Genomic DNA, 23,964 nt, shown 5'->3' on the forward strand with positions numbered 1-23,964 from the left:
TTCCACACGTACCCATCCCGAACACGACCGTTAAGCCCTCCAGCGCCGATGGTACTTGGACCGCAGGGTCCTGGGAGAGTAGGACGTTGCCAAGCAACAGATAAAGAGGACCATGATCTCAATAAGATCATGGTCCTTTTTTGTATACGGCCAAACAATCCATAGAATTGAATTGCTCCTATGCTGCTTTCTCAAGTTATAGATATCCATTTAAGAATATCCTGATTTATTGGAAATGCTTATTTATAAGGGATGTCCTTCGTAGGAGTACACTTGTTTGTACAGGGAAATACTAAGGGTTAGGACCGTTGATGGAGGCTTGACACCCCTATACCGCTTTGCTAAGATGGCAATAATATATTTTCAGAGAGCCTTGATTTGTCCATGTTGGACAGACAACAAGACCAATACAGACTAAACATTTGAAGGAGGATCATCTTGGTGTGGGAAGATAAATTCGGTAAGGAAGGCCTTACTTTTGACGATGTTTTGCTGGTACCTCGTAAGTCGGAGGTTCTGCCTAAAGAAGTTAGCGTGGCGACTCGTTTGAGTGATAACGTGAAGCTGAATATTCCTTTGATGAGTGCTGGTATGGATACTGTTACTGAGGCAGTGCTGGCAATTGCGATGGCTCGTGAGGGTGGTATCGGTATTATTCATAAAAACATGTCAATTGAACAGCAAGCGGGAGAGGTGGATCGGGTTAAACGCTCGGAGAGCGGTGTAATCACCAATCCATTTTCATTGAATCCAGATCATTTGGTGTCCGATGCTGAGGCGGTTATGGGGAAATATCGGATTTCTGGTGTACCTATTGTAAACGAAGAAAATAAACTGGTTGGTATTATTACTAACCGCGATCTTCGCTTTATTCACGATTTTAATCTTAAAATTAGTGAAGTTATGACGAAGGAAGAACTGGTAACTGCACCTGTAGGCACGACTTTACAGGAAGCGGAAGTTATTTTGCAAAAGCATAAAATTGAAAAACTTCCTTTGGTCGATGATGAAAATTATCTCAAAGGTCTTATCACCATTAAGGATATTGAGAAGGCTATTCAATTTCCAAACGCAGCGAAAGATACACAGGGGCGTCTTCTGGTCGGTGCGGCTGTCGGTATTTCCAAAGATACATTTGATCGCACTGAAGCACTTGTAAAAGCTGGCGTAGATGTGATTGTCGTGGATTCTGCTCACGGTCATCATATTAACATTATCGAGGCGGTTCGCAAGTTGCGCAGTGCTTATCCAGATCTGACCATTGTAGCGGGTAATGTAGCTACTGGTGACGGAACGCGTGAATTGATTGAGGCAGGGGCTTCGGTCGTAAAGGTCGGAATTGGTCCAGGCTCTATCTGTACAACTCGCGTAATTGCAGGTATTGGTGTTCCACAAATAACAGCTATTTATGATTGTGCAACCGTAGCGCGGGAATATAATATTCCGATTATTGCAGACGGGGGTATTAAATACTCCGGCGAGATTACAAAGGCCATTGCGGCAGGAGCTTCCGCGGTAATGCTGGGAAGTCTTTTTGCAGGTACGGAAGAAAGCCCGGGTGAATCGGAAATCTATCAAGGACGCCGCTTTAAAGTATATCGCGGTATGGGCTCAATGGCTGCGATGAAGCAGGGTAGTAAAGATCGGTATTTCCAAGATGACGATAAGAAGCTGGTACCGGAAGGCATCGAAGGACGTGTTGCTTATAAAGGGCCACTATCCGACACTATTCATCAGCTGTTGGGCGGTCTTCGTTCCGGTATGGGATATTGCGGTACAGCTAATATTGAGGAGCTTCGTAACGATACAAGCTTTATCCGTATTACTGGCGCAGGTCTACGCGAAAGTCATCCGCATGATGTGCAAATTACGAAAGAAGCACCAAACTACTCTTTATAAAGTTCAGCTTTGATAGACTTGACGACAGGCAGAGCACATTTCGCTCTGCCTGTCTTTTTTTAGAGATACCCCTGTGATAGAATAGACAAGTGTACGCCATTTTATAGAGTTATTGATAAAGTAAACACACATCAAGACCCTTGAATGAGTACCTGCTGGATCAAAGATACGAGCATAGCATGCTCATGACAGACCCGAACTTAGAAGATGAAATCCAATTGAACGATAAGACACTAAAACATTAATTACATTTGCCTAGTAGAGGCTATAACCACCGTCTCGTTATACATAGCGGATCGGGTTGAGGTATGAGAGGAGTTTGTATTCATTTGAAAGCGAACAATCAAAAACAAAATAACAAACGTAGCATGATTAAGAAAAGCGTAACGGCTGTTATGGTGCTTAATATGATGTATATGTCGGCGTTGCCTGTAGTAGGCCATTTCGATCCGACCGTGGCTACTTTTGCCGCGGGAGCGACAACAGAGGCTACCAAAATCACGGGGACAGGCTCTGTTAATCCGCCAAGTCTGGCACTACGTTCCGCTATCCTGATTGAGCCTTCCACAGGACAGGTGCTGCTGTCCATGAACCCGGATGAGCCGCTTCCGCCAGCCAGTATGACTAAAATGATGACCGAATACATCGTGGCTGAGCAGGTCAAGCAGGGTAAGCTCAAATGGACTGATAAGGTAACTGTTAATGAGAACGCTGCTAAGAGCATCGGATCACGTATTTTTTTGGCTCAAGGTGATCAACATACGGTAGAAGAGCTTTATATTGCCATGGCGGTAGGTTCTGCTAATGATGCAACGGTAGCCCTTGCCGAACGTGTATCTGGAACGGAGCAGGATTTTGTTAAATTAATGAATGAGACGGCCCAAAAAATGGGCATGAAGAATACGTATTTTATCAACTCTACAGGGTTAGACCGTAAGGATATGCCGACAGCCTACCAGCCGAACACGGATCGGGAGACTGTGATGACAGCTAGAGATGCGGCAACGCTAGCGAGCAACATTATTAAGGACCATCCGGATTACAAACGTTTTACGACGATTCAATCCTACAAATTCCGTCCGACAGACAAGGCACCGATTGTTAACTATAACTGGATGCTGGAAGCAAACAAAAATATCACCAACTTTAGAAAGTTTGCCTATCCGGGTCTGGATGGAATGAAAACCGGTCATACGACCAACGCGGGAAACTGTTTTACCGGAACAGCCGAACGCAATGGAATGCGCCTTATTAGTGTAGTTATGGGAGCAGACTCTGAACCTCACCGTTTTACGGAGACGGCTAAGGTGCTGAACTATGGTTTTGATAATTTTGAAGTGAAACAGGTTGTAGCACCAAAGACAGTAGTTAAGGGTATAGAGAATGTGCCTGTCACCAAAGGTAAAGAAACAGAAGTGCCTGTTGTGACCAAGGATGCAGTAAGTTTTATCGTACCTAAGGGCGCGAGCAATCCTAAGGTAACCTTCACAACGAACATAACGCCGGCAAGCTCTCTCGTGGCCCCATTGAAGCAAGGGGCAAAAGTCGGAACAATCACGTATACGTACAAAACAGATGGCTCGGATAAAGGCCAGGTAAAAACCGTGGATTTGGTTACGACGACGGCAGTGGAAGAAGGCGGCTGGTTCCGGATGCTATTCCGGGCAATCGGAGATTTCTTCGGTGATTTGTTCCAGAGCATTAAAAACCTCTTCTAATTAGCGAGAGAAAACACAATGTACCTTGTTCTTCATTACTTATATTGCAGCTAGAAATGATTGTGTATTTGGCGTCTGTGCGGTAAAATATTAAGTTAGAATCTAAACGTAACCCTTACAGGAGGCAACGATATGGAAACGGGAACTTCGCGTGTTAAAAGAGGTATGGCAGAGATGCAAAAAGGCGGCGTGATTATGGATGTCATGAACGCTGAACAGGCTAAAATTGCAGAGGCAGCAGGTGCTACAGCTGTAATGGCTCTTGAACGGGTGCCTTCAGATATCCGTGCAGCTGGTGGGGTTGCCCGTATGGCTGACCCGACGATTGTGGAAGAGGTTATGAAGGTTGTTTCTATTCCTGTTATGGCTAAGGCGCGTATCGGCCATTTTGTGGAGGCAAAGGTGCTGGAATCTCTCGGCGTTGACTATCTCGATGAGAGTGAAGTGCTGACACCGGCGGATGAAGTTTTCCATATCGATAAGCGGGAGTTCACCGTTCCATTTGTTTGCGGAGCCAAGGATCTGGGAGAAGCACTGCGTCGTATCGGCGAAGGTGCATCTATGATTCGTACAAAGGGTGAGCCTGGAACCGGAAATATTGTTGAAGCTGTTCGACATATGCGTTTTATCAACGGGCAAATTCGGAAGGTACAAAACCTGTCGAAGGACGAGCTGTATGCAGAAGCAAAAAACCTCGGCGTCGCTTACGAGCTGCTGCTGGAAGTGCACGAGCTCGGTAAGCTGCCAGTGGTTAACTTTGCAGCGGGTGGCGTAGCAACGCCTGCTGATGCCGCATTGATGATGCATTTGGGCGCTGATGGTGTCTTCGTGGGCTCTGGTATTTTCAAATCAGACAGCCCTGAGAAATTCGCCAGAGCAATCGTAGAAGCAACCACTCATTATACGGACTACAAGCTGATTGCAGAAGTATCAAAGAATTTGGGTACTCCTATGAAGGGTATTGAAATTTCCAAGCTGGCATCGCATGAACGCATGCAGGATCGTGGTTGGTAAGGAAAGAAGGGACCGGGATGAAAATAGGAGTATTGTCGCTGCAAGGCGCTGTAGCTGAGCATATTCGTAGTATTGAATGCGCAGGTGCTGAAGGTGTGGCGGTGAAAAAGATCGAACAGCTCGATGAGCTGTCCGGTCTTATCATTCCCGGCGGCGAAAGCACAACCATAGGCAAGCTAATGCGCAAGTATGAATTTATAGATGCTATACGTCAGTTTTCCAATCAAGGTAAGCCTGTATTCGGTACCTGTGCGGGATTGATCGTGCTGGCCAAAACAATTCAAGGACAGGAAGAAGCACACTTGGGATTGATGGATATTACAGTATCGCGTAATGCCTTTGGTCGCCAACGAGAAAGCTTCGAAACAGACTTGAGTATTAAAGGGATTGAGCAGCCGGTTCGGGCTGTGTTTATACGCGCACCGTTAATCATGTCTGTTGGAACAGGAGTAGACGTGCTGTCTGAGTACAACGGCGAGATCGTAGCCGCCCGTCAGGGGCATTTGCTGGCTTCATCCTTCCATCCGGAATTAACAGACGATTACCGGTTACATCAGTATTTTGTGGATATGGTCCGCGAATAGCGGAAAGTCAGGTTTGTAGTGTAGGAGGGATTACCTGTGTTAGATATAAAGATTTTACGTAATGAGCTTGGTCGGGTTGAAAAAGCTTTACAGAACAGAGGCAAATCGCTGGATCTGATTAATGGTTTTACAGATCTGGATGTAAGCCGTCGTGAGCTGCTTCAGGAAAGTGAAGCGCTCAAAAATCGCCGGAATGTCGTATCCGGTGAAGTGGCCAAGTTGAAAAAGAACAAGGAAAATGCGGATGATCTTATTGCTGAAATGCGTCAGGTCTCCGATCGTATTAAAGAATTGGATGAGCAAGTGCGCGAGCTGGAGGTTCAGATCGACGAACTGGTGATGTCCATCCCGAATATTCCTAATGACGCAGTGCCTGTAGGCGCCTCGGAAGAGGATAATGTAGAAATCCGTCGCTGGTCAGAGCCGCGCGAGTTTTCTTTTACGCCCAAAGCGCATTGGGAGTTGGCGCAGAATCTGGACATTCTTGATTTTGAAGCTGCAGCTAAGGTGACGGGTTCCCGCTTTACGTTCTACAAAGGATTGGGAGCACGACTGGAGCGTGCGCTGATTAACTTTATGATGGATTTGCACAGCAGTGAGCATGGTTATGAAGAAATGCTTCCTCCATACATCGTTAATCGCGACAGTCTCTATGGAACAGGGCAACTTCCGAAGTTTGAAGAGGATTTGTTCAAACTTCGTGATACCGAGTATTATCTCATTCCTACAGCTGAAGTTCCGGTAACGAACTATCACCGCGAAGAGATTATGAATGCAGAGCAGCTTCCCAAATATTACGTGGCATACAGCTCTTGTTTCCGCTCAGAAGCAGGATCAGCAGGCCGGGACACACGTGGTTTGATTCGCCAGCATCAGTTCAATAAGGTAGAGATGCTCAAGCTGGTTCATCCGGATACCTCTTACGAGGAATTGGAGAAAATGACGAATGATGCTGAGCGTGTGCTACAGCTGCTTGGTCTTCCATATCGCGTGCTGGCACTTTGCACTGGGGATATGGGCTTTACGTCTGCCAAAACGTACGATTTGGAAGTGTGGCTGCCTGAGAGCGGCATGTACCGCGAAATTTCTTCGTGCTCCAACACGGAAGACTTCCAGGCACGTCGTGCGAACATCCGATTCCGTCCAGATTCGAAAGCGAAGCCTGAATTTGTACATACGCTGAACGGCTCAGGATTGGCTGTAGGGCGTACGGTGGCCGCTATTTTGGAGAACTATCAGCAGGAAGACGGAAGCATTGTGATCCCTGAAGTGCTGCGTCCATACATGCGAGGCGTCGAGGTTATTACTCCCAAACAGTAGGCATTGCATTTGTAGAAAGTCTGTGGTAAAATAATTTTGTTGCGCCTGAGTTAGTTTTAAAAGGAAGCAGCTTTATCCATTTACCACCTGGAGAGGTACCGAAGCGGTCATAACGGGGCGGTCTTGAAAACCGTTAGAGTGCAAGCTCACATGGGTTCGAATCCCATCCTCTCCGCCATTTTATAAATAATAACCAAGTCATTCAATTACGATAGCTGATACATTGGCCTTTAAGCGCTAATGGTTAGGAATCGTGGAGAATGGCTTTTTTGTTGTATAAAAAGCCTGTTTTTTTCACACGTTATCAGATGTGGAGGTGCTGGCATGAATCGAGAAATGACAGTAGACCAGCAAAAGCTGGTAGAAACTTGGCAGGAACAACTGCCGGTTCTTTTGAATTCAGGAGATGAAGTACAGGTACAGGCAGATGAAGCAGACAACCGGGCTATACGAATTCACATTAAGGTTGAGGGCCGACAAATGTACTCCTTCGATTTTGCATGCACCTATGTAGATTCCCGAGAAGTGCAGGTTAGCTTGATCGATGTAGAACGGGATGGGAAGTCGGTGGATGAAAGAACAGATATCATCCAACAGCTGGTGTCTGATTACACTCGCCATATTCACCAATGTGCTCAAACGTTGCAGTCATTGACGCATTCGTAGTCATGAAGGAATAAGGGGGAAAAGGCTATATGACAAAAGCCAAAAACGGACTGGACAAGAACCTGTCCAACATTGTAGATGATTTGGAGCAGCGTCCAGTTAATAGTCATCAAGCACAGCAAGTTCAGCAGGATCGTAATGACCGCCGTCATCAGGATTCACTAAATCACGATAAAACGGAGGACCTGCACCATCTTTAGTCCTATTTTAAATGGTAATATAAGGATTTTATGAGGGTCAGAGTAAAGACTGAGAACGGAGGATGCATAAATGAGCAAGCCTAAAGCCACTCCTGTTCCCGAGGCACAGGATACCGGTGGAGGAAACGAAAAACGTGAGCGTAATCATCAGCAGGAACCGTTGTCCGGTTCTAAAAAGGTGAAACAACGGAATCACGTCACTCACCACAACAGAGAAGGGTCATAAGCATGTAGACTTTTTTCCTAAAAATAGATTGCATAATAAAGCACACCCTGGTTAAAGAACCGGGGTGTCTTTGTGCTTATTGTAAGAAAATTTTCCAATAAGTGTTTCGTTGTTCGAGAAAATGCGGTAAAATTGAGGGTGTGTGTTTTTTGGTTAGTATTATAAAAGGGGTTAATTACGAGAGGAGAGAATTTACACAATGAGTAAAAAGTTATCCGTCTTGGTACTCACGATGGTATTGCTTTTGACGGTAGCCCTGGTAGGTTGCAGCAAGAAGCTAGAACCGAAGGAAGCAGTTACGACTGGTACTACAAATGCAATGAAGTTGAACTCTTATGAATTCAAAAGTCAATTCACAGTGAAGGATCTGACAATTTCACTCGCTACTCTACCAAGTGAGCAAAGTGCAATGATGACCAATATGCTGAAAAATGCAGACATTACGCTGGACGGTGTGTATCAAAAAGAACCTTTGCAATCTGAAATGACGCTCGGCATTCATTTGAAAGGTGATCTTTCCACCAGCTTTACGATTCCAATGGTTATGACTAAAGATAAATTGTACGTTAAAATTCCGAATATTCCATTCTACCCGCTTCCACAGGACGTTGTAGGTAAATTCCTGGTTGTCGATCCGCAAGAACTGGCTAAGCAATCCGGACAAGAATTCAACCCTGCAACGATGGATCAGGAAAAATCGCAAAAATTTGCGAACGAAGTAATTGCCGCGATTATGGGCGAGTACGATCAAGCTACGTATTTCTTTGATATTGATCCTAAAGATGCTAAACTGCCACAAGGCGTTGAAGCTAAACAAGTAGTTCAGTTTAAAATTACGAACGACAACGTGAAGCAAGCAACAAACACATTTATTACTAAGGCGCTTCCTAAAGTATTTGATATCATGTCTAAAGACGAATATGCTGGCATGCTTCAAGTGAAGAAGGAAGAACTGGCTGAAGCAAAGAAAGAATTGCAATCCAATACCAGTGAAGTTAGCAAAAGTCTGGATGAGTTGAAAAATTATTTGACGGTGAAACAATTTGACATTAACACAGCTTTGAACAAGGATAACATTCCTGTGTATCAAGACCTGAATGCTAATGTGGAAGTAAATGATCCGGATACAAAAGACAATATAAAATTGTCTGTAACAGGCTACACGCAATCCAGCAAAATCAATGAAAAAGCAACATTTAAAGTAGGTATTCCAACAGGCGACCAAGTCCTGACAATCGAACAATTACAACAAAAAATGCAAACTGTTGCTCCTTAAGTATAGAATGACGGTCTGCAAGGCAACATTCATCATATGATGCAGGGAAACCGCTCGGCTTAACGCCGGGCGGTTTTTGTTTTACTGCTATATTAACAGCCTGTGCAGCCATTTAGGTCTGCCACACGTCATCCTCGGCTAAAAGTCCGAACATCTGGTGATCCTGCCAGGTCCCCTGGATTTGTACCAGCTTGCGGGCAATACCTTCTGGCTGAAAGCCGCATTTTTGCAATACACGCTGTGAGCGGACATTATGCAAGAGAGTACCCGCCTGGAGACGGTGAAGGGAGAGCGCACGGAAGGCATATTGTATGGTCAACTTCAAGGCAGCTGTCATATGGCCTCGTCCCTGTTCATGCTGATCCAGCATGTAGCCGATATCGGCAAATTGTCCAACTCCACGCACCAGATTGGAAATAGAAGTATAACCGATGAGCCGCTCTTCCTTTAAAAGAAAGATACCGAACATGTATCCTCGATCCTCTTCGGCTTGACGCAGCCTCTGACGGATGTAGTCCTGCTGTTTCTCTAATGTAAAAAATGAATCCTCGTGAAGCGGTTCGTACAGCGCATGTGACTCCCTGTTTCGCATCCTAAGGGCGAGAAGGGATTCACTGTCTTCCAAGCCTAATGGCCGTAAAAAGATGCCTTGAGGCGTATTATACAAGCTCATGGGCATGAGCTGGTCTCCTTCCATAGGGAATTCGCAATCAGGTGTATAACGACTGACTACGGTTGTGTGGGAGTAAATGCTTCGGATTTCATCCTCAGGATGAAGACGGAGGAGAAGACAACTTCGCGGCGGCTCTCTTTTGCCGAAGATTTCGAAAGAAACTTGTTAGCAACGAGGCGCATTCCTCTTGGAGCACATCACTGGTTACCTCTGTGCAATGATTGAACCGGGGCTCCTGTAATAAATTCATCAGTGTGCCTGCGCAGCCAGCCTTGGGATCTGTGGTGCCATATATCAAGTGGGGAACCCGTGACTGCACAATGGCCCCGGCGCACATCGGACACGGCTCCAAAGTGACATACAGCCTGCAATCCAGCAGCCGCCAAGCGCCCAGATGCTCACTAGCCTGACGAATGGCAATAATCTCTGCATGTGCTGTCGGGTCTGCATCGGTCTCACGCAAATTATAGCCGCGGCCTATGATTTCATTATCTTTTACGATGACAGCTCCGATGGGTACCTCACCCAACGCTTCTGCCTTGTACGCTTCCTGAATGGCTTCTTTCATCCAATAGGCGTGATCCATAATGGTCACTGGGAAAATGCTCCTCTCAAACGCGGAATTATCCAACGAACAAGTATTCCGTTGTTAACATGATGTGAATAAAATTGTGGATAACACTACACTTGTCCACAGATATATCCACAACTTATAATAAAAACTGTGTATTTGTGGATTACTTGTGGATGATTATCTTATTATATTGTAGGCAAACGGCCTTATATTGACAACACTATACACTTGGTGTGTATTTATGTATATCCGGGAAATGTAAATGCTGGTATCACGGGCGTTATTACGGTATCATTGAGTTAGCAATTGCCAGTAATCGCCAGCATACGGCAAGAGGTGAGAATTTAGTGTGTCAATAAAAATCAGAATAACGATTATTTTGTCGGGGTCAGTCTTGTTTATCCTTTTATTAAATATCGCACTTAATTATTACACGACCCACGAAAATCTAAGAAGTGACAGCGAAACTAAAATGGTTCTGACGGCTAAAATCATTGGAGAAGCCATCGAACAAACCCGGCATAGCTGGGAGGCAGTTGACGAACAGCTCGGATATAATTTGTGGCTTTCTGCCACGTTGGCTGCCAATCAGCTAGATCCTGACATCCAAAAAATACAGCAAGAACAACTTCAACAGATAGCCACACGCCATAGGGATATTAATATTTCTTTGATGATTCGCGATGGGGAGGGATATAGAGTTGTCAAATCCTCAAATCCCAAAGAAGTAGCGTCTTCCGATCCATTGAATGGACATTGGAAAAGTGCAGTTGACCAATTGTATGAGCATGGACAGGCTAGAATGGCGCAAGGACAGAATTTGGATCATTTTTGGACCGGATCATTTGACTACACAGGTTTAGACTCCTCACATATTAATAAATGGGGATTTTATTATGACCAAAAACGTAACTACTTAATTCGAATTTCCTTTCAGTATACTTCAGTGCAAAATTTCGAATCCATCTTAAGCCCCGATGAGATCGTAAAGCAGACTCAGCAAGTGGATTATCGCATCATGGAGATTACGGGAATTAACCCTGCAACCTTTGGTGGCGCTACGATGGACAAGAACGGGAATGATCGGAAATACTATTATATGTACAACAAACCGATCCAATTCGGCACGTATCAACTAACTAGAGTGCAGGAGGACCGTTTGGCCGTGTCCAGGGCTATTCTCTCAGGGGAGAGTATTGTACAGGATTGTTATATTAAAGGCCAGCGGGCTCTTGTCAGCTACATACCTTTTTATCCGACGAACCGTGAAGCCTATGTCATTCGAATTGTTATGAATTATGATACGATCACCTCGGTTATTTCCAAACAATTGATTAGCCTAATTGCCATTTCCATTGTCCTTTTGGAGGTTGTCATTATTGGGAGCTATGTGCTAGCCAGCCTGTTTGTCCGTCCCATTCAGTCCATTCTGGAGAAGGTGAACGAGATGGCTGATGGACACTTTGATACACGGCTGGAAATTAAGGGTGGCCATGAGCTTGCACAGCTGGGTGAGCGCATCAACGCGATGGCCTACAACCTGGGTATGTATACACGGAGACTCGAACAGATGTATGAGGAGAACCGTTCTGTAAAGGAGCATCTGGAATCGGTTATTAATCAGACAGCCGACGCGATTCTTGTGACTGATCAGGAAGATCGTGTCGTTCGGATTAATCATGCTTTTGAAGCCTTATACGGCTGGACCAAGAAAGAATTGGTTGGACGTACGCTGGAATTTATACCTCCACAGCAACAGGCGGAGTATGAACTGCAGAAGGAGAGCCTGCTTCAGGGTGAAAGCATCGTGTCCATTGAGACCCTTAGAATGCGTAAGGATGGAAGTACAGTAGAGATTAGTATGAGCACGTCGCCCATTCTGGATGAGGAAGGCGAAATTGTGGGATTTATCAGCGTCTCGCGTGATATTACAGGGCGCAACCGGATGGAGGAGCTGCTGCGCAGATCAGAGAAACTGACAACCGTAGGACAACTGGCGGCAGGCGTGGCGCACGAGATTCGTAATCCGCTGACCACGCTACGGGGCTTTCTCCAGCTACAGCAGCAAAATCAAATGCTGAATTTGAAGCATAATGATATTATGATGTCTGAGCTGGATCGCATTAATTTGATTGTTAGCGAGTTTTTAATACTGGCGAAGCCACAGGCCGTGCATTTTCAGAAAAAAGATGTTCGTTATATTGTGAGCGACGTTATTTCGTTGCTTGATAGTCAGGCGCATCTGCTGGGTATTGCTTTTAACCTTCAGGTCACGGAGGAGCCTGCTCTTGTATACGCTGAAGAAAATCAGTTAAAACAGGTATTTATTAATTTACTTAAAAATAGTATGGAAGCTATGAGTAAAGGCGGTATGATCACGATTCATTTGTTCTTAGAGGGAGAAAGCGTTAAAATCTTCATACGGGATCAGGGGACAGGTATTCCTGCAGAAATGCTGTCCAAGCTGGGCGAGCCTTTTTTCACTAGCAAAGAAACAGGTACAGGACTCGGACTTATGGTCAGCCAGCGTATTATACAGAGCCATAAAGGCACACTGGATATTGAAAGCACAGAGGGAGAGGGAACGACAGCCCTTGTGCAGCTTCCGATTGCCAAACCTGAGTAACGGGATGGGACGCGAGGAAGCGTGACAGTAGAAATGGAGGGTACACAGGTTGCGCATTAACAAGTTTATCAGCGAAACCGGCTTTTGCTCGCGTCGTGAGGCGGACAAGCTGGTGGAGAGCGGCCGCGTGACGATTAATGGTGAAGTGGCAGTGCTGGGCAGCCAAGCGGAGGAGGGTGATGACGTTCGCGTGAACGGCAAGCCATTACGCGAGAAGTCCAATCACGTATATATTGCATTGAACAAGCCGGTGGGAATAACCAGCACAACAGAGAGTCACATTAGAGGCAACATTGTCGATTTTGTGGGGCACCCGCAGCGGATATTCCCAATCGGACGTCTGGACAAGGATTCAGAAGGTCTCATTTTACTTACCAATGATGGAGACATTGTGAATAAGATTTTACGGGCCGAAGGCAAGCATGAGAAGGAATATATCGTAACGGTGGATCGTCCCGTCACATTATCTTTTGTGCAGGGGATGTCCAGTGGTGTGAAAATACTCGGTCAGCGGACACTGCCCTGCGAGGTGACGCGTGTATCGGAGTATGTATTCCGTATTATCCTGACGGAAGGGAAAAATCGTCAAATCCGGCGGATGTGTGCAGCTTTCGGCTATGAAGTCCAAAAGCTGCAGCGACTGCGGATAATGAACATTCGGTTGGGATCGCTCCAGAAAGGCGCCTGGCGTGACCTGACAGAGGCTGAAAAGCAGGAGCTTGGTCAGATGCTCGATTATACGCTTAGCTAAGCCAGAGGGGCTTCTCGTAGCCTACAGCTCATGATCATCGAATAGGACAGGGCAGATACACGAATCGCTAAACCAAAAGGCACCAGCTGCATAAAAAATGCGGCGGTGCCTTTGCTCATATAACATATGCATGATCAACCTTCACTCGCACTTGAGGTAGGGCTAATAACTTGTGTACCATTCTGATATTTGCGGAGAACGGAAATCTCAACCCGGCGGTTTTTAGCGCGTCCTTGACCGTCTTGATTGCTCGCTATTGGGCGGTACTCGCCATAACCGATAGATACAAACTTGGTTGGGTCGAGGTTCTGATTGATCAACAAAATACGCAAGAAATTCAGTGAGCGCTTGGCGCTCAAATCAAAGTTGGACGGGAACTGGCTGTTGGAGATAGGGACATTATCCGTATGACCCGATACGATTACATCATAGCCAGGAAACTGCTGGAGCATGCTGGAAATCGACTTGGCCAGCTTTCTTGCTTCCGGCTTAACTTCGGCCTGCCCTGATGAAAACAAGGCATTATCGCTAATGGTGATCATTAGCTGGGATTGGTTCAGCCTGGTGTTCAGCAGTGGAGACAGGCCGTTATCTTGAATATACTGATCCATTTGCTTTTTAAGCTTCTTTAAATCTTCCTCTTCCCTCTGAGCGAGCTGCTTTTGCAGTTCAGAGGTAGAAGTGGCTTTAGATTTTAGGGGTTGGGATACCTGCTCTTTATTTTTGCCCATATCCATGGATTGTGACGACGGATTGGCAGCCGATTGATCCAGCACGCCTGTGCCGCCGCTGAAAGCCGCACTCAGGGATTGAGCCATAGTTTCGAATTTTTTGGCATCCAGCGAGCTCATACCGAATAAGACGATGAATAGTGCCAGCAGAAGGGTCATTAAGTCGGAATATGGCAACAGCCAGCTTTCGTCTGCATGTTCTTCATGCGGTTCATGTCTTTTTTTACTCACTGGAATCGCCATCCTTCTGGGTCATACTAGCCCGTTCGGTAGGCGTTAAGAAGATCGTCAGCTTTTGGCTGATGGCAATAGTAGAGATACCCGATTGGATTGAGAGCAAGCCTTCGACCATCATCAGCTTCAACTCAACCTCTTTTTTGGAGAGCCGTTTCAGCTTGTTTGACATTGGATGCCACAGGACATAACCGGTAAAGATACCCAGCAACGTTGCAATAAAGGCGGCAGCGATGGCGTGAGACAGCTTTTCCATGTCACTAAGATCGGCCAATGCCGCGATCAGACCTACGACCGCACCGAGAACCCCAAGGGTTGGAGCATACATACCAGCCTGGGAGAAAATCAGTGCGCCAGAGCGGTGTCTATCTTCGGTAGCGTTAATGTCTTCCATTAGAACATCGCGTACGAACTCTTGATCATTGCCATCAATAATCATACGCATACCGCCGCGCATAAAGGGATCGTTGATCTCTTCGACCTTGGATTCCAGCGCGAGCAGACCTTCACGACGGGTAATAGATGCCCACTCGGTAAATGTACCGATAAGCTCTTTGCGATCTAACAGTTTTTGTTCGGTAAAGATAACCTTGAACAGCTTTGGAATCCGTTTGATCTCTGCCATCGGAAAGGCCATAAATATACTTGCAGCCGTTCCGACAAAAATAATCATGTAAGCAGCGGGGTTGTTGACCAAGTTGACGACTGGAGCGCCTTTTAAGATCATCCCGACGACCAGTGACACAATCCCGAGCACAAGTCCAATAATGGTTGAAATTTGCATGATACACCTCATCCATGAGAATAGATTTTGAATCCTTTCATGCCGCCGGGGTCGTCCTTGCCCCAAACGCATCATTACAAGACGGATTATAGTATTTATCGACAAAACTCTCTTTTTTGTTAAGTGCGAATTTCCGGTATAATAAGGTGATTATGTAATGAATGGCGGAAGAACTGGAGGAAACGGCATGGGAGTGAAGCATGGGCGGGAGTATGAACAAATTTTGAACGAATTGACAGAGGCTGTAGACCGCATTCCAGACAGCTATGAATTTTTCGAAATGGAAGCAGAAGACTGGGACAGGCTGGACCCGGTGGGACGTCAGGAGGTCAACGAGGCGTTGGCGGAGGATTTGTTTTATGCACTGGGTACAGAGCCTGTCATTACTGTAGGCAGCGGCGTTGTGATCTATGAGCCAGAGCAGCACCGGATCTATGTTCTCATTGGAGATGAGGAGTTAACGTCGGTCCCTTTAATTTGAAGGTCGTCTTATGGATTTATCAACGGGGCCGTGGTAATATGTACACCACTAAATCTTAGTTTTGGCCGCACTCAAGCGGCTGAAAGGCTTCCGTATAAATGAGGAGGAGTCGTAACATGCCTTTTACACAAGAAGAGATTGAAGCGCATCTGGAGAAACTGGAGGGCTGGGAACTGGAGGAAGGACGTTGGATCGTTCGGAAATATAATTTTTCCAGTTTTATGAAAGGGATTGCATTCGTGGATGAGGTTGCTGCTATATCTGAAGCATTCAATCATCATCCGTTTATTACGATTGATTACAAGACCGTGACTTTGCGTTTGACCTCATGGGATGATGGCGGTATTATGGCCGTGGATATTAAGGAAGCCCAACAATATAATGAAGCTTTTGAGAAAATGCGCAGCAGTCATTAAGCATCAGTCATTGAGTGTGTAATGATCTGCTGGATGATGATAAGAGCGCCTTCGCTATACAACAGAGGAGTTGTATGCCGAAGGCGCTTTTATCATAGAGCCCGGCTCTAGTGGTCGGGCTGATATACCATACAATAAAATGGCTTTTTGCCATCAGGAGTCAGTCGTTCATAGGTATCTGTGAGCTCAAATCCAGCTGCCATGTAAGCCCGGATGGCGCGCTCATTCCAGGTGAGCACCTCCAGATCAATTTCATTCTGCGGGTTGCGCCGTCTGGCTTCCTCAGCAATCGCACGGACAAAATCGGAGCCCCTGCCTTGTCCGCATCTGGCGGGATGCATTCCAAGACCCAGCCGGGTTACACCAACCATAGGGAAATATTGCGCAAATCCTGCCAGCTTGCTCTCCTCATCCAGTATGGCAACATATTGCTCTTGGCGAAGTGTGGGATTCCCAAATTCGACTTCCAGCGCCTTCATTTGTTCCCAGGGTAGCCAGCCGTAGATGTTGTAGGGTGGATCATAGCGCCATTCACAGATTGCAGCTGCCTGATGCTCGTCCATCGGTACGATCCGGAAGTTAGATATTGAGGCCGGCATGCTCTTACATCCTCCTTATACAGGTACTTAAACTGTTAACAACAGATTGTAGACAAGTTACAGAGGAATGGCAAGCGTGTTTATTTCATCTCCCAAATTGAAACCTTTTGAGATGTCAGTTCGTTAGTAATCATAACCATTGCTGATGTTGGGGACATAAAAAACCGCAATTCGATTCCGGCCAGAATCAAATTGCGGCTAAGGTTAGCTTGCTATGCGTCAGCTATTCTACATTGTCGTCATCAGGAGTTTCAGAAGCTACGGCGTGGTAAGCGTCAGTGCTCATAATTCTTTTTGCACCAACATAACGGTTAGCGTAATAATTTTCGTTCAATGAGCTAACCACTACACCACGTGAAGACGAAGAGTGAGCAAATTTCCCTTCACCTACGAAGATACCTACATGGGAAATGCCTCTCCCTGTTGTGTTAAAGAACACCAGATCTCCAGGTCTCATTTCATCACGGGATACGGAAGATCCCATTTTGAATTGTGAACCAGATTGATGCGGCAGTTTAATTCCCAGTTTGTTAAATACATACATTGTGAAGCCGGAGCAATCAAACCCTTCGAGGGTAGTGCCTCCGCTTCTGTAGCTTGTTCCTTTGGCATCTTGGATGATCTGATCCATCTTAGAGTCTGCATATGCACTGCCGCCACCGAATGTAAAAGATGTAAAGGCAATGGCAAGACCCATGGCTGCGATCGTTAGCTTCTTCTTCAAAAAAAATGTACCCCTTCCAATGCCTGCGAGGTTAGCTTAAGGATTCGGTAGAAGGTTCCCCTATGACCACTCTGTTGCGAGATCAATTCACCCAAACTGGTTCCCCCGCTTCCCAGGTGCCAGGAATTAGGCTTAACTTATGATGTGCACCTTGGAGAGCGTATTCATGGTAATGAACTTTTGAGATAAAGGTTACAATAAAGATTACAAAGTTGTTACTATCAGTTCACTGCGACTATTGTAACAAAGTCCGCTGGCTTTGGCAAATGTTTCATCGCAAAAAGTTACAAAAAAATCTGTCCCTGATATCCCAGGAACAGATTTTGTTAAAAGTATTCAGTTAGATGCCGTTTGCGTAAGGATGAACAGAGATTTTTCGACAGCTTGGAATAAAATAAAACACATAAAGAGAGAGCTCAGCCTCTGCTGGAAATATCGGTATGCCACAGCCGGTATTGAGAGCTGATATGCCACAGCCTTACCAGACTGGTAACAAAATGATACGATTGCTGGAGAATGAGTGCCAGCATACCCGTCCAAATCATTGCCACGGTGCCGAATAGAGCGAAGACAAGCAGCACACAAGCGCCCAGCAGAAGTGATATGCCAATAGCCGGGAGGATCTGGCGAAAAAAGGCGAGCAGGGACGACAGTATGGCGTGACCACCGACAGTGCCCAGCTGCATGTACAGGATGCACTGCCGGATGAACCAGCCGTATGCGATCCATCCGACGGCATAGGGCAATATATGCAGCAAATAAGAGGGAGATTGCAGCGCTCCTGCTGCAATAGGATAGAGCCTCGGCATCACCCAGATAGCGGGAAGCAGTAATAGTCCCAGCTCGATGATGTAATAAAGCAACGATGACAAGCCATGGTGTTTCATCCCACGGAAGAAAGACAGGCTTTGCGGCTCGGTCGCATGGGTATGCAGACTTTGATATATTCCGGCTCTAATGAAGGGAGTGATCAGCATACGCAGCACCGTCGCCCCCAGTAGTACCCACAAGTATATATGCACTTCCCGGTTGTCCATGAGGGCAATTTGACTTTCCATCCAGAACAAGGTCTGGCCCAACTCGTTATGCCCCTGATCGGGGTAACGCAGCAGTAGCGGGATAACGGCGGATTGCACCAGCCTGTAGAGAAATACTCCCCACAGCAGCTGATACAGAAACAGAATAATGACAATATAAAATTGTATGCGCACCAGCGCCCAGCCTTCTTTTATAACCGTCCGCATCTATAGACACCTCACCATGACAGACTTCCAAGCAGTGTCTCCAACAGCTTGGTTACACTTACGTTCCAACGAGTTTGCTGCCTTTCGTCCAGTTCGGCCTTGAGGGTATTGTTGATATGCTTGTTTTCCAGCGCAATGGTATATAGCGGATCAATGGTCACGTATGAAACGGGAGAGGCGCTCTTGAGCCGATAAGTTGTGCTTTTACCCGCGCCGTCCCAGGCCTTGAATATCGTTGTCCCATCCTTGAAGGTAAATTGAACGGGGATCTTGGGATAATCCGCACCTTTTTTGCTCAGCGTTACGATCGATTCATATTTATTCTCCAGCTTGTGGTTCGTGATGCGATCCACCGAGAAGTCCGCCATCTGGCCGTCATATACATATTGTTCAAAATAGTGGCTCCATGAGCGTCCGGTGACTCTCTCAACGATACGTTGAAAATCCTGTGATGAGGGATGTTTGAATCGGTACGTCTGGACGTAGGTGCGCATAATGCGATCCATTTTTTTTATTCCGACCTGACGTTCAATGCCCTGTAGTACCAGCTTGCCTCGAGAGTAGGCATTCTGCCCATACGCAGCAGAGGAGCCATACTTCCATGACTCGCGGTTTAGCGGTTGTGGAGAGGCTATCTGGCCTGATTGTAGCGGCAAGTTAGGGGTGAGCCCATATTCCTGCTCCATGAGTCGTTCCTCTGCATAAGAGGTAAAGCCTTCATCCAGCCACGGCTCCTCAAACTCATTATTGGCTACCATCCCGTAGAAATATTGATGTCCAATCTCGTGAACTAATGTCCGTTCCAGGTTATAGCCGGGATTCAGGTTATCCGCCGCGGCGGCCGTGATCAGTGTCGGGTATTCCATACCTCCGGCGCCATTGCCTGTTTTGGGTGGAACCACAATGGACAGGGTGGAGTATGGATAAGGCCCGTACCATTTGCTGTAATACGAAAGTGCGGCCTTGGCTGCGCTCATATAGCGTCCCTTGAGTTCCTTGTGTAACGGGTCGAGGTACAGCTTGATTTTGACACCGGGGACTTCAGCAGAAGAAAAGGGTTCTTCTACCGTTACAAAGTTGGGTGAAGCGGCCCAGGCAAAATCGTGCACGTCATCAGCGTAAAATTGATATATTTTCTGTCCATTCTGCCGGACTGCTCCGCGAGTGGGAAAGCCGGTTGCGGCAACGATGTACGTTTCAGGCACTCGAATCCGTATGCTGTAAATTCCAAAATCGGCATAAAACTCGGAGTTGCCATGATACTGATGGAGATTCCAGCCCTCCTCGGCACGCCCGCGCTGTCCTGCAGTCTCATAAACGCTGAGTTTGGGAAACCACTGTCCTGCCATTACAAAGTCATCTGTCGCGCCCATCCGTGCGAAGATGGCAGGCAGCTTTACCTCAAACTTCATATATAGTGTAATTTCTTCGCCACCGCGTACCGGCTTGGGCAGACGCACCTTCATGAGCGAGCGGTCGTTTGCGTTACCGTCATCCGGTTGTACATATTGGGTGCGGTGCATAAGGGATAAACCGTCTTCCGTCTTGAGCTCAGTCAGCGTCATGGAGCCGAAGCCGTCCTTGGGCATGGTGTCTCCGCGCAGCTTGCCCCCGGATTCCTTCATAAAGGTGGTTTCCATGGAAGAAAAGGCATTCGGGTATAGATGAAGATACAGATCGTTCACGGTTTTCTTCCCCGGATGCTTCCAGGTCAGCGTCTCTGTACCTCGCAACACCTGTCCTTCTTCCAGGGACACATCAATGTGATACTCCACCACCCTTTTGCTGAGGATTTCTGAAGCGGGCTGTGGAGGATTCTTGGGCAGATCAGGCAGGATGTTTGCCCCTGAAGGCTTGCCCGTATCTGGAGCAAGCGCAGACTCAGACTGGGAGCCGTATGTTGGTTGGCCTATGGATTGCGGATCGGGTTGCGATTGCGGCTGCCAGGCAAACCATAACGTCCCTGCGAGGAGACCGAGGGCTAGTGTGGACAATAAAACGATTTTGGTGCGTGCTGGGGTCATACAATGGATACCTCCCGTTGACAAGCATCTACAGCATGTATATGTTTGCTTTCGGGAGATTATTAGTTAAAATATTTGTAGTGTAGAATAGAGTGTTGAAGACGGAAAATGGAGGCCTAGTGACGCATGAGTGAAAATCAGCCGGACGGCAAAAAACAGATTGCACTGAACATTGTCAGTGGCAAGAGCAAACATAAGGGCTTCGGTGCAGGCTCAATCGATCTGAACAGCATGTCTCCGGTCATCATTGACCGGGGAGAGGCGAAAATTGATATTGGTGCCATGCATGCCAAAAGTAAAGTGGAACGTGGAATCAAGTTCTCTACGAATAAAGAGGACGTACCGAACGGACGCCGGGTATGGCTGGTATGGGTAGCCGTGGATCGCACGCCCGAAGGACGTATGTATGGCGGTGCGACAGCTTGCGAGATGCTGATTGATGACGAGGCCAAACGCGGCTGGAAAATTCTCGCCGATCACGTCAACCGTATGGACTACGCGCTCAAGCGTCGTTTCATGCTGGAGGATCTCGGCAGTGAGGATAAAGCAGCACTCAAAAGCCTGTTGATTTCCCATAACGAGGAATGGTGGGACGCTTCGCCTGAGGAATTGAAGCAGGCGCTGGAAGGGTAAGAAAAGCGAAATTGGAAACCTTATTTAAGCTTTGTCATGCCTTTAATTGTAAGCTTTCAGACCTCATAGAGTATGTACCGGACAAGTAAAATAGCAGAGCAATCAGTAAAATTTTTGAAGAAAAAAACTGTATTTACGTAATAAAATGAGCTATACTGAGGTAAGAATAGTAAAGGAGCCGTGCGCTAACACGACTCCAGCATACAACAACTGCATAAAGAGCAGTCGGCCGGGTAAGATAAGGTCGGATATAGACCGTATTCCTTAGTCAGAGCGGTCTATTTCTTTTTCACGTAGGTAAGCAATGCCAGAATGAACATGCCAAACATGATCATCAAGGAAATCGCGTCTTTAACCTCCATGGGCATCACCTCCCTTCGGGGAGACTAGCCGACCGCTCTTTTAGCCGTATGTTGTACTAGCAAAGTATACCATAAAATATCCGTTTTTAAGAGTGAAAATACTTAAATACGTAATTATGATAACAAATGACCCGATTAAGATAGACATTATCTTAGCCGGGTTATTTTGCGACGATAGCGCCTTGACATTCTGGACAGGCATTCACTATAATTCAAATAGAAATCGGTTCCAAAATCCGGTTTTTATTTATTTCTTCTGTGGAACCGGTTCCTAAAAGAGTGTAGTTAAGTCCTATTCACTGTTTTTGAATGTAATCTGTTAAATAAGGTGGCATCGTTATGTTTAAATGGTTGAAAAAGAAGACGGCTCCTCGTATTGAAGAATTCGACATGGTAGCGCCAATTAAAGGTCAAGTAGTTTCCCTTGAAGAGGTTCCAGACCCTGCTTTCTCTACGAAGGCTATGGGGGAAGGCATCGCGATTCATCCGACTGAAGGGAAGGTCATCGCTCCTTTTACAGGTAAGGTCGCTCATGTCATGGAGAAAAGCAAACACGCTCTGATCATTGAACATGAATCCGGAGTACAAATTTTGATACATGTCGGGATTGATACAGTCTCCCTCAAAGGACAGGGCTTTAATCCACATGTGCAAACAGGAGATAGCATTAAAGCGGGTCAATTATTAATGGAGTTTGATCTGGATGCGATTCAACGGGATGGATTGCCGATAATTACTCCAGTAATCGTTCCGGACGGGCAAGAGATGATCAGTCATGTGGAAATATTGGAAGGTTCATCTACTTCTCCAGATGTACCTGTATTAAGAGTCCATTTGAAAGCCTAGTTATGGCATTTTTGCTTCCTGCTGAGCATGCTCATAGGGCGGACTTTTAGGGTTTAACAGTAAAATATCTAGAAAAAGACTAACCAGGAATTTCATGGTTAGTCTTTTCTTTAGATGATTCACTTACCGGTCAAGGGGCTGTATGAGCAATTCATCAAAAGCTAGGATTCATATATTTCAGCTATCCGCTGATTGCAATTGCCTTCGTAAAGCCCTCCATGAAAGCAGATCACTTTTTTAATATCATAAGGAAACAGATTTTTAAGAGATTCCTTCGCCATATTAAAATCGTGACAGTATTGTGGGCACGGCTCCTGCAGCTCGCCGTTCACTACAGTCAGAGCATCACCTGCGATCAGGGTTTGACTGGGCTTATGATAGAAGCTTAGGTGTCCCGGTGTGTGGCCAGCAGTATCTATAACTACGATTCCTCCACAGAAGGGCAATTCCTCCCCGGCAACGATTGTGGAGTTCACTATAGCCTTTGGGGGATTTTCCAGCGTGCGCTGAAATGCATGTCTCCACTCTATCGGAACGGATTCGGGTAAGGAGTTTACAGCTTGAGCTATCGCTTCTGGCGTCAGTTTTATAAGCCGCTTTTCTCCCTGTATATAGGGCTTTTCGATAGAACTGGCAAACACCTGAACCGGGGATGAAGAGGTCCGAACTACATCTGCTAAACTACCGATATGATCGAGGTCCTGGTGTGTAATGAATATGGAGGTAAGTTTATGAAGGGTGAATCCGGTACTCAGAATTGATTCCTGTAAAAGCGGTAGTTGCCCGGGGTAAGTCGTGTCCACTAAAATTATATTATCTTCGTCCCACATTAGGGTGGGGTGAATGCTTTCTGTTCGTCCCATGATGGTAGAAGAAACCTGAAGTATCTGTATCCCCTTGTCCAATTGCATCGAATCCCTCCTAAAAGAGTTGATGTTATACAAAGGAATCGTATCACGAAATTAAAATATGTAAATTAATATTATAACATAAAAATAATTATTTGTCAATATATAGAATTCTAAATTTGTGTGACAATAACTCGTATAAAGAGAGCGAGCATTCAGTAATATTTTTGAAGATAAAAGCTGTTTTTACGTAATAAAATGAGCTATACTGAGGTAAGAATAGTAAAGGAGCCGTGCGGCTAACACGACTCCAGTATACAACCACTGCTTAAAGAGCAGTCGGCAGTAGGGTCCAACAATAGACCGTTACCTTGGGGAGGGCGGTCTGTTCGTATTATAAGACTAACCAGAATTTCTGGTTGGTCTTTTTATTTTGCTGTTTTAAGATGGGGAAAGCCGGAAGAACGTGGCGGTCTATGGGGGTAAACCCCGCAGTTGAAAACTGTTCTTC

At 46.1% G+C, this 23,964-nt stretch carries 25 protein-coding genes, 1 tRNA gene, 1 rRNA gene, 1 pseudogene and 1 riboswitch; of the genes and pseudogenes, 18 read left to right on the forward strand and 10 right to left on the reverse strand.

Annotated features, from left to right (window positions below; translation table 11 throughout):
* The 11 genes from rrf to BAZ21_RS26185 all read left to right on the forward strand — a co-directional run.
* A 5S ribosomal RNA gene (rrf, locus tag BAZ21_RS26140) occupies positions 1 to 95 on the forward strand; the annotation flags it as partial.
* Positions 96 to 441: 346 nt separating this feature from the next.
* Entirely contained in the window at positions 442 to 1,899 is a 1,458-nt protein-coding gene (gene guaB, locus BAZ21_RS26145) for an IMP dehydrogenase (RefSeq protein WP_068505757.1), read from the forward strand.
* A 329-nt stretch (positions 1,900 to 2,228) separates the two neighbouring features.
* Entirely contained in the window at positions 2,229 to 3,617 is a 1,389-nt protein-coding gene (locus BAZ21_RS26150; protein WP_068505759.1) for a D-alanyl-D-alanine carboxypeptidase family protein, read from the forward strand.
* A 132-nt stretch (positions 3,618 to 3,749) separates the two neighbouring features.
* Positions 3,750 to 4,631, forward strand: coding sequence for a pyridoxal 5'-phosphate synthase lyase subunit PdxS (gene pdxS, locus BAZ21_RS26155; RefSeq protein WP_013368723.1), 882 nt, complete (start codon positions 3,750 to 3,752; stop codon positions 4,629 to 4,631).
* A gap of 17 nt (positions 4,632 to 4,648) precedes the next feature.
* Entirely contained in the window at positions 4,649 to 5,215 is a 567-nt protein-coding gene (pdxT, locus tag BAZ21_RS26160) for a pyridoxal 5'-phosphate synthase glutaminase subunit PdxT (protein WP_068505761.1), read from the forward strand.
* 36 nt (positions 5,216 to 5,251) lie between these two features.
* The gene (gene serS / locus BAZ21_RS26165; RefSeq protein WP_068505763.1) at positions 5,252 to 6,535 is read left to right on the forward strand and encodes a serine--tRNA ligase; all 1,284 of its coding nucleotides are present in this window, start codon (positions 5,252 to 5,254) and stop codon (positions 6,533 to 6,535) included.
* A gap of 89 nt (positions 6,536 to 6,624) precedes the next feature.
* Positions 6,625 to 6,713: transfer RNA gene (locus BAZ21_RS26170), tRNA-Ser, on the forward strand.
* Between the two features lie 146 nt (positions 6,714 to 6,859).
* Positions 6,860 to 7,201 (forward strand): hypothetical protein, encoded by a 342-nt coding sequence (locus BAZ21_RS26175; RefSeq protein WP_068505765.1) that lies wholly within the window; start codon positions 6,860 to 6,862, stop codon positions 7,199 to 7,201.
* 29 nt (positions 7,202 to 7,230) lie between these two features.
* A complete protein-coding gene (locus BAZ21_RS29235) occupies positions 7,231 to 7,401 on the forward strand; it encodes a hypothetical protein (RefSeq protein WP_007428073.1) in 171 nt (56 codons plus the stop codon).
* Between the two features lie 70 nt (positions 7,402 to 7,471).
* Positions 7,472 to 7,627, forward strand: a complete 156-nt coding sequence (locus tag BAZ21_RS26180) for a small acid-soluble spore protein P (RefSeq protein WP_068505767.1) — start codon at positions 7,472 to 7,474, stop codon at positions 7,625 to 7,627.
* Between the two features lie 199 nt (positions 7,628 to 7,826).
* Complete coding sequence (locus tag BAZ21_RS26185) at positions 7,827 to 8,903, forward strand: hypothetical protein (RefSeq protein WP_068505769.1); 1,077 nt, start codon at positions 7,827 to 7,829, stop codon at positions 8,901 to 8,903.
* Positions 8,904 to 9,015: 112 nt separating this feature from the next.
* Here BAZ21_RS26185 and BAZ21_RS26190 read toward each other — a convergent pair whose 3' ends face one another.
* Complete coding sequence (locus tag BAZ21_RS26190) at positions 9,016 to 9,582, reverse strand: GNAT family N-acetyltransferase (RefSeq protein WP_068505770.1); 567 nt, start codon at positions 9,580 to 9,582, stop codon at positions 9,016 to 9,018.
* An 88-nt stretch (positions 9,583 to 9,670) separates the two neighbouring features.
* Positions 9,671 to 10,171, reverse strand: coding sequence for a tRNA adenosine(34) deaminase TadA (gene tadA / locus BAZ21_RS26195; protein ID WP_068505772.1), 501 nt, complete (start codon positions 10,169 to 10,171; stop codon positions 9,671 to 9,673).
* A 328-nt stretch (positions 10,172 to 10,499) separates the two neighbouring features.
* Here tadA and BAZ21_RS26200 point away from each other — a divergent pair, with 328 nt between their 5' ends.
* Positions 10,500 to 12,776 carry a PAS domain S-box protein gene (locus BAZ21_RS26200; protein ID WP_068505774.1) on the forward strand — a complete coding sequence of 759 codons (2,277 nt, stop codon included), beginning with the start codon at positions 10,500 to 10,502 and terminating at the stop codon, positions 12,774 to 12,776.
* A 49-nt stretch (positions 12,777 to 12,825) separates the two neighbouring features.
* Positions 12,826 to 13,527 carry a 23S rRNA pseudouridine(2604) synthase RluF gene (gene rluF / locus BAZ21_RS26205; RefSeq protein ID WP_007428079.1) on the forward strand — a complete coding sequence of 234 codons (702 nt, stop codon included), beginning with the start codon at positions 12,826 to 12,828 and terminating at the stop codon, positions 13,525 to 13,527.
* 134 nt (positions 13,528 to 13,661) lie between these two features.
* Here the strand turns inward: rluF and motB are convergent, their stop codons facing one another.
* On the reverse strand, positions 13,662 to 14,489 hold the full coding sequence (motB, locus tag BAZ21_RS26210) for a flagellar motor protein MotB (protein ID WP_068505776.1): 828 nt from the start codon (positions 14,487 to 14,489) through the stop codon (positions 13,662 to 13,664).
* Positions 14,482 to 15,276: a flagellar motor stator protein MotA gene (gene motA, locus BAZ21_RS26215; RefSeq protein WP_068505778.1), complete on the reverse strand. Its 795-nt coding sequence runs from the start codon at positions 15,274 to 15,276 to the stop codon at positions 14,482 to 14,484. The genes motB and motA overlap by 8 nt, the downstream gene beginning before the upstream one ends.
* Positions 15,277 to 15,463: 187 nt before the next feature.
* On the opposite strand from motA, the gene BAZ21_RS26220 reads away from it, so the two are divergent.
* A complete protein-coding gene (locus BAZ21_RS26220) occupies positions 15,464 to 15,757 on the forward strand; it encodes a hypothetical protein (RefSeq protein WP_068505780.1) in 294 nt (97 codons plus the stop codon).
* 116 nt (positions 15,758 to 15,873) lie between these two features.
* Complete coding sequence (locus tag BAZ21_RS26225; protein ID WP_007428083.1) at positions 15,874 to 16,173, forward strand: 4a-hydroxytetrahydrobiopterin dehydratase; 300 nt, start codon at positions 15,874 to 15,876, stop codon at positions 16,171 to 16,173.
* A 107-nt stretch (positions 16,174 to 16,280) separates the two neighbouring features.
* On the opposite strand, the gene BAZ21_RS26230 is transcribed toward BAZ21_RS26225, so the two are convergent.
* The 4 genes from BAZ21_RS26230 to BAZ21_RS26245 all read right to left on the reverse strand — a co-directional run bounded on the left by BAZ21_RS26230 (position 16,281) and on the right by BAZ21_RS26245 (position 20,764).
* A complete protein-coding gene (locus BAZ21_RS26230) occupies positions 16,281 to 16,772 on the reverse strand; it encodes a GNAT family N-acetyltransferase (protein WP_068505781.1) in 492 nt (163 codons plus the stop codon).
* 223 nt (positions 16,773 to 16,995) lie between these two features.
* Positions 16,996 to 17,496, reverse strand: a complete 501-nt coding sequence (locus tag BAZ21_RS26235; RefSeq protein ID WP_007428085.1) for a C40 family peptidase — start codon at positions 17,494 to 17,496, stop codon at positions 16,996 to 16,998.
* Positions 17,497 to 17,501: 5 nt separating this feature from the next.
* Positions 17,502 to 17,639: riboswitch (cyclic di-AMP (ydaO/yuaA leader) on the reverse strand.
* Between the two features lie 273 nt (positions 17,640 to 17,912).
* Positions 17,913 to 18,740 carry a hypothetical protein gene (locus BAZ21_RS26240; protein ID WP_068505783.1) on the reverse strand — a complete coding sequence of 276 codons (828 nt, stop codon included), beginning with the start codon at positions 18,738 to 18,740 and terminating at the stop codon, positions 17,913 to 17,915.
* An 11-nt stretch (positions 18,741 to 18,751) separates the two neighbouring features.
* Positions 18,752 to 20,764, reverse strand: a complete 2,013-nt coding sequence (locus tag BAZ21_RS26245) for a M1 family metallopeptidase (RefSeq protein WP_068505785.1) — start codon at positions 20,762 to 20,764, stop codon at positions 18,752 to 18,754.
* 126 nt (positions 20,765 to 20,890) lie between these two features.
* Here BAZ21_RS26245 and BAZ21_RS26250 point away from each other — a divergent pair, with 126 nt between their 5' ends.
* Both BAZ21_RS26250 and BAZ21_RS28285 read left to right on the forward strand, forming a co-directional pair.
* A complete protein-coding gene (locus BAZ21_RS26250; protein ID WP_068505787.1) occupies positions 20,891 to 21,397 on the forward strand; it encodes a YwhD family protein in 507 nt (168 codons plus the stop codon).
* Positions 21,394 to 21,486 (forward strand): annotated as a pseudogene (locus tag BAZ21_RS28285) (helix-turn-helix domain-containing protein); the annotation flags it as partial. The gene BAZ21_RS26250 and the pseudogene BAZ21_RS28285, both read left to right, overlap by 4 nt.
* 189 nt (positions 21,487 to 21,675) lie before the next feature.
* Here BAZ21_RS28285 and BAZ21_RS30005 read toward each other — a convergent pair.
* Positions 21,676 to 21,765, reverse strand: a complete 90-nt coding sequence (locus BAZ21_RS30005; RefSeq protein ID WP_373441577.1) for a putative holin-like toxin — start codon at positions 21,763 to 21,765, stop codon at positions 21,676 to 21,678.
* A 333-nt stretch (positions 21,766 to 22,098) separates the two neighbouring features.
* Here BAZ21_RS30005 and BAZ21_RS26255 point away from each other — a divergent pair, with 333 nt between their 5' ends.
* On the forward strand, positions 22,099 to 22,605 hold the full coding sequence (locus BAZ21_RS26255) for a PTS sugar transporter subunit IIA (RefSeq protein ID WP_068505789.1): 507 nt from the start codon (positions 22,099 to 22,101) through the stop codon (positions 22,603 to 22,605).
* 161 nt (positions 22,606 to 22,766) lie between these two features.
* Here the strand turns inward: BAZ21_RS26255 and BAZ21_RS26260 are convergent, their stop codons facing one another.
* A complete protein-coding gene (locus tag BAZ21_RS26260; RefSeq protein WP_068505792.1) occupies positions 22,767 to 23,516 on the reverse strand; it encodes an MBL fold metallo-hydrolase in 750 nt (249 codons plus the stop codon).
* Positions 23,517 to 23,964 lie beyond the last annotated feature (448 nt).

This window comes from Paenibacillus kribbensis (assembly GCF_001705305.1).
Taxonomy (GTDB): Bacteria; Bacillota; Bacilli; order Paenibacillales; family Paenibacillaceae; genus Paenibacillus; species Paenibacillus kribbensis_B.

What these genes read in the sequence shown, in the direction of transcription:
- BAZ21_RS26190 (WP_068505770.1), bottom strand. Translation starts at nt 9,582, where the DNA reads ATGCCCATGAGCTTGTATAATACGCCTCAAGGCATCTTTTTACGGCCA.
- BAZ21_RS26240 (WP_068505783.1), bottom strand. Translation starts at nt 18,740, where the DNA reads ATGCGGACGGTTATAAAAGAAGGCTGGGCGCTGGTGCGCATACAATTT.
- BAZ21_RS26225 (WP_007428083.1), top strand. Translation starts at nt 15,874, where the DNA reads ATGCCTTTTACACAAGAAGAGATTGAAGCGCATCTGGAGAAACTGGAG.
- BAZ21_RS26175 (WP_068505765.1), top strand. Translation starts at nt 6,860, where the DNA reads ATGAATCGAGAAATGACAGTAGACCAGCAAAAGCTGGTAGAAACTTGG.
- BAZ21_RS26185 (WP_068505769.1), top strand. Translation starts at nt 7,827, where the DNA reads ATGAGTAAAAAGTTATCCGTCTTGGTACTCACGATGGTATTGCTTTTG.
- BAZ21_RS26250 (WP_068505787.1), top strand. Translation starts at nt 20,891, where the DNA reads ATGAGTGAAAATCAGCCGGACGGCAAAAAACAGATTGCACTGAACATT.
- BAZ21_RS26220 (WP_068505780.1), top strand. Translation starts at nt 15,464, where the DNA reads ATGGGAGTGAAGCATGGGCGGGAGTATGAACAAATTTTGAACGAATTG.
- BAZ21_RS26230 (WP_068505781.1), bottom strand. Translation starts at nt 16,772, where the DNA reads ATGCCGGCCTCAATATCTAACTTCCGGATCGTACCGATGGACGAGCAT.
- pdxS (WP_013368723.1), top strand. Translation starts at nt 3,750, where the DNA reads ATGGAAACGGGAACTTCGCGTGTTAAAAGAGGTATGGCAGAGATGCAA.
- BAZ21_RS26245 (WP_068505785.1), bottom strand. Translation starts at nt 20,764, where the DNA reads ATGACCCCAGCACGCACCAAAATCGTTTTATTGTCCACACTAGCCCTC.
- BAZ21_RS30005 (WP_373441577.1), bottom strand. Translation starts at nt 21,765, where the DNA reads ATGCCCATGGAGGTTAAAGACGCGATTTCCTTGATGATCATGTTTGGC.
- motA (WP_068505778.1), bottom strand. Translation starts at nt 15,276, where the DNA reads ATGCAAATTTCAACCATTATTGGACTTGTGCTCGGGATTGTGTCACTG.
- BAZ21_RS29235 (WP_007428073.1), top strand. Translation starts at nt 7,231, where the DNA reads ATGACAAAAGCCAAAAACGGACTGGACAAGAACCTGTCCAACATTGTA.
- BAZ21_RS26255 (WP_068505789.1), top strand. Translation starts at nt 22,099, where the DNA reads ATGTTTAAATGGTTGAAAAAGAAGACGGCTCCTCGTATTGAAGAATTC.
- BAZ21_RS26260 (WP_068505792.1), bottom strand. Translation starts at nt 23,516, where the DNA reads ATGCAATTGGACAAGGGGATACAGATACTTCAGGTTTCTTCTACCATC.
- BAZ21_RS26180 (WP_068505767.1), top strand. Translation starts at nt 7,472, where the DNA reads ATGAGCAAGCCTAAAGCCACTCCTGTTCCCGAGGCACAGGATACCGGT.
- pdxT (WP_068505761.1), top strand. Translation starts at nt 4,649, where the DNA reads ATGAAAATAGGAGTATTGTCGCTGCAAGGCGCTGTAGCTGAGCATATT.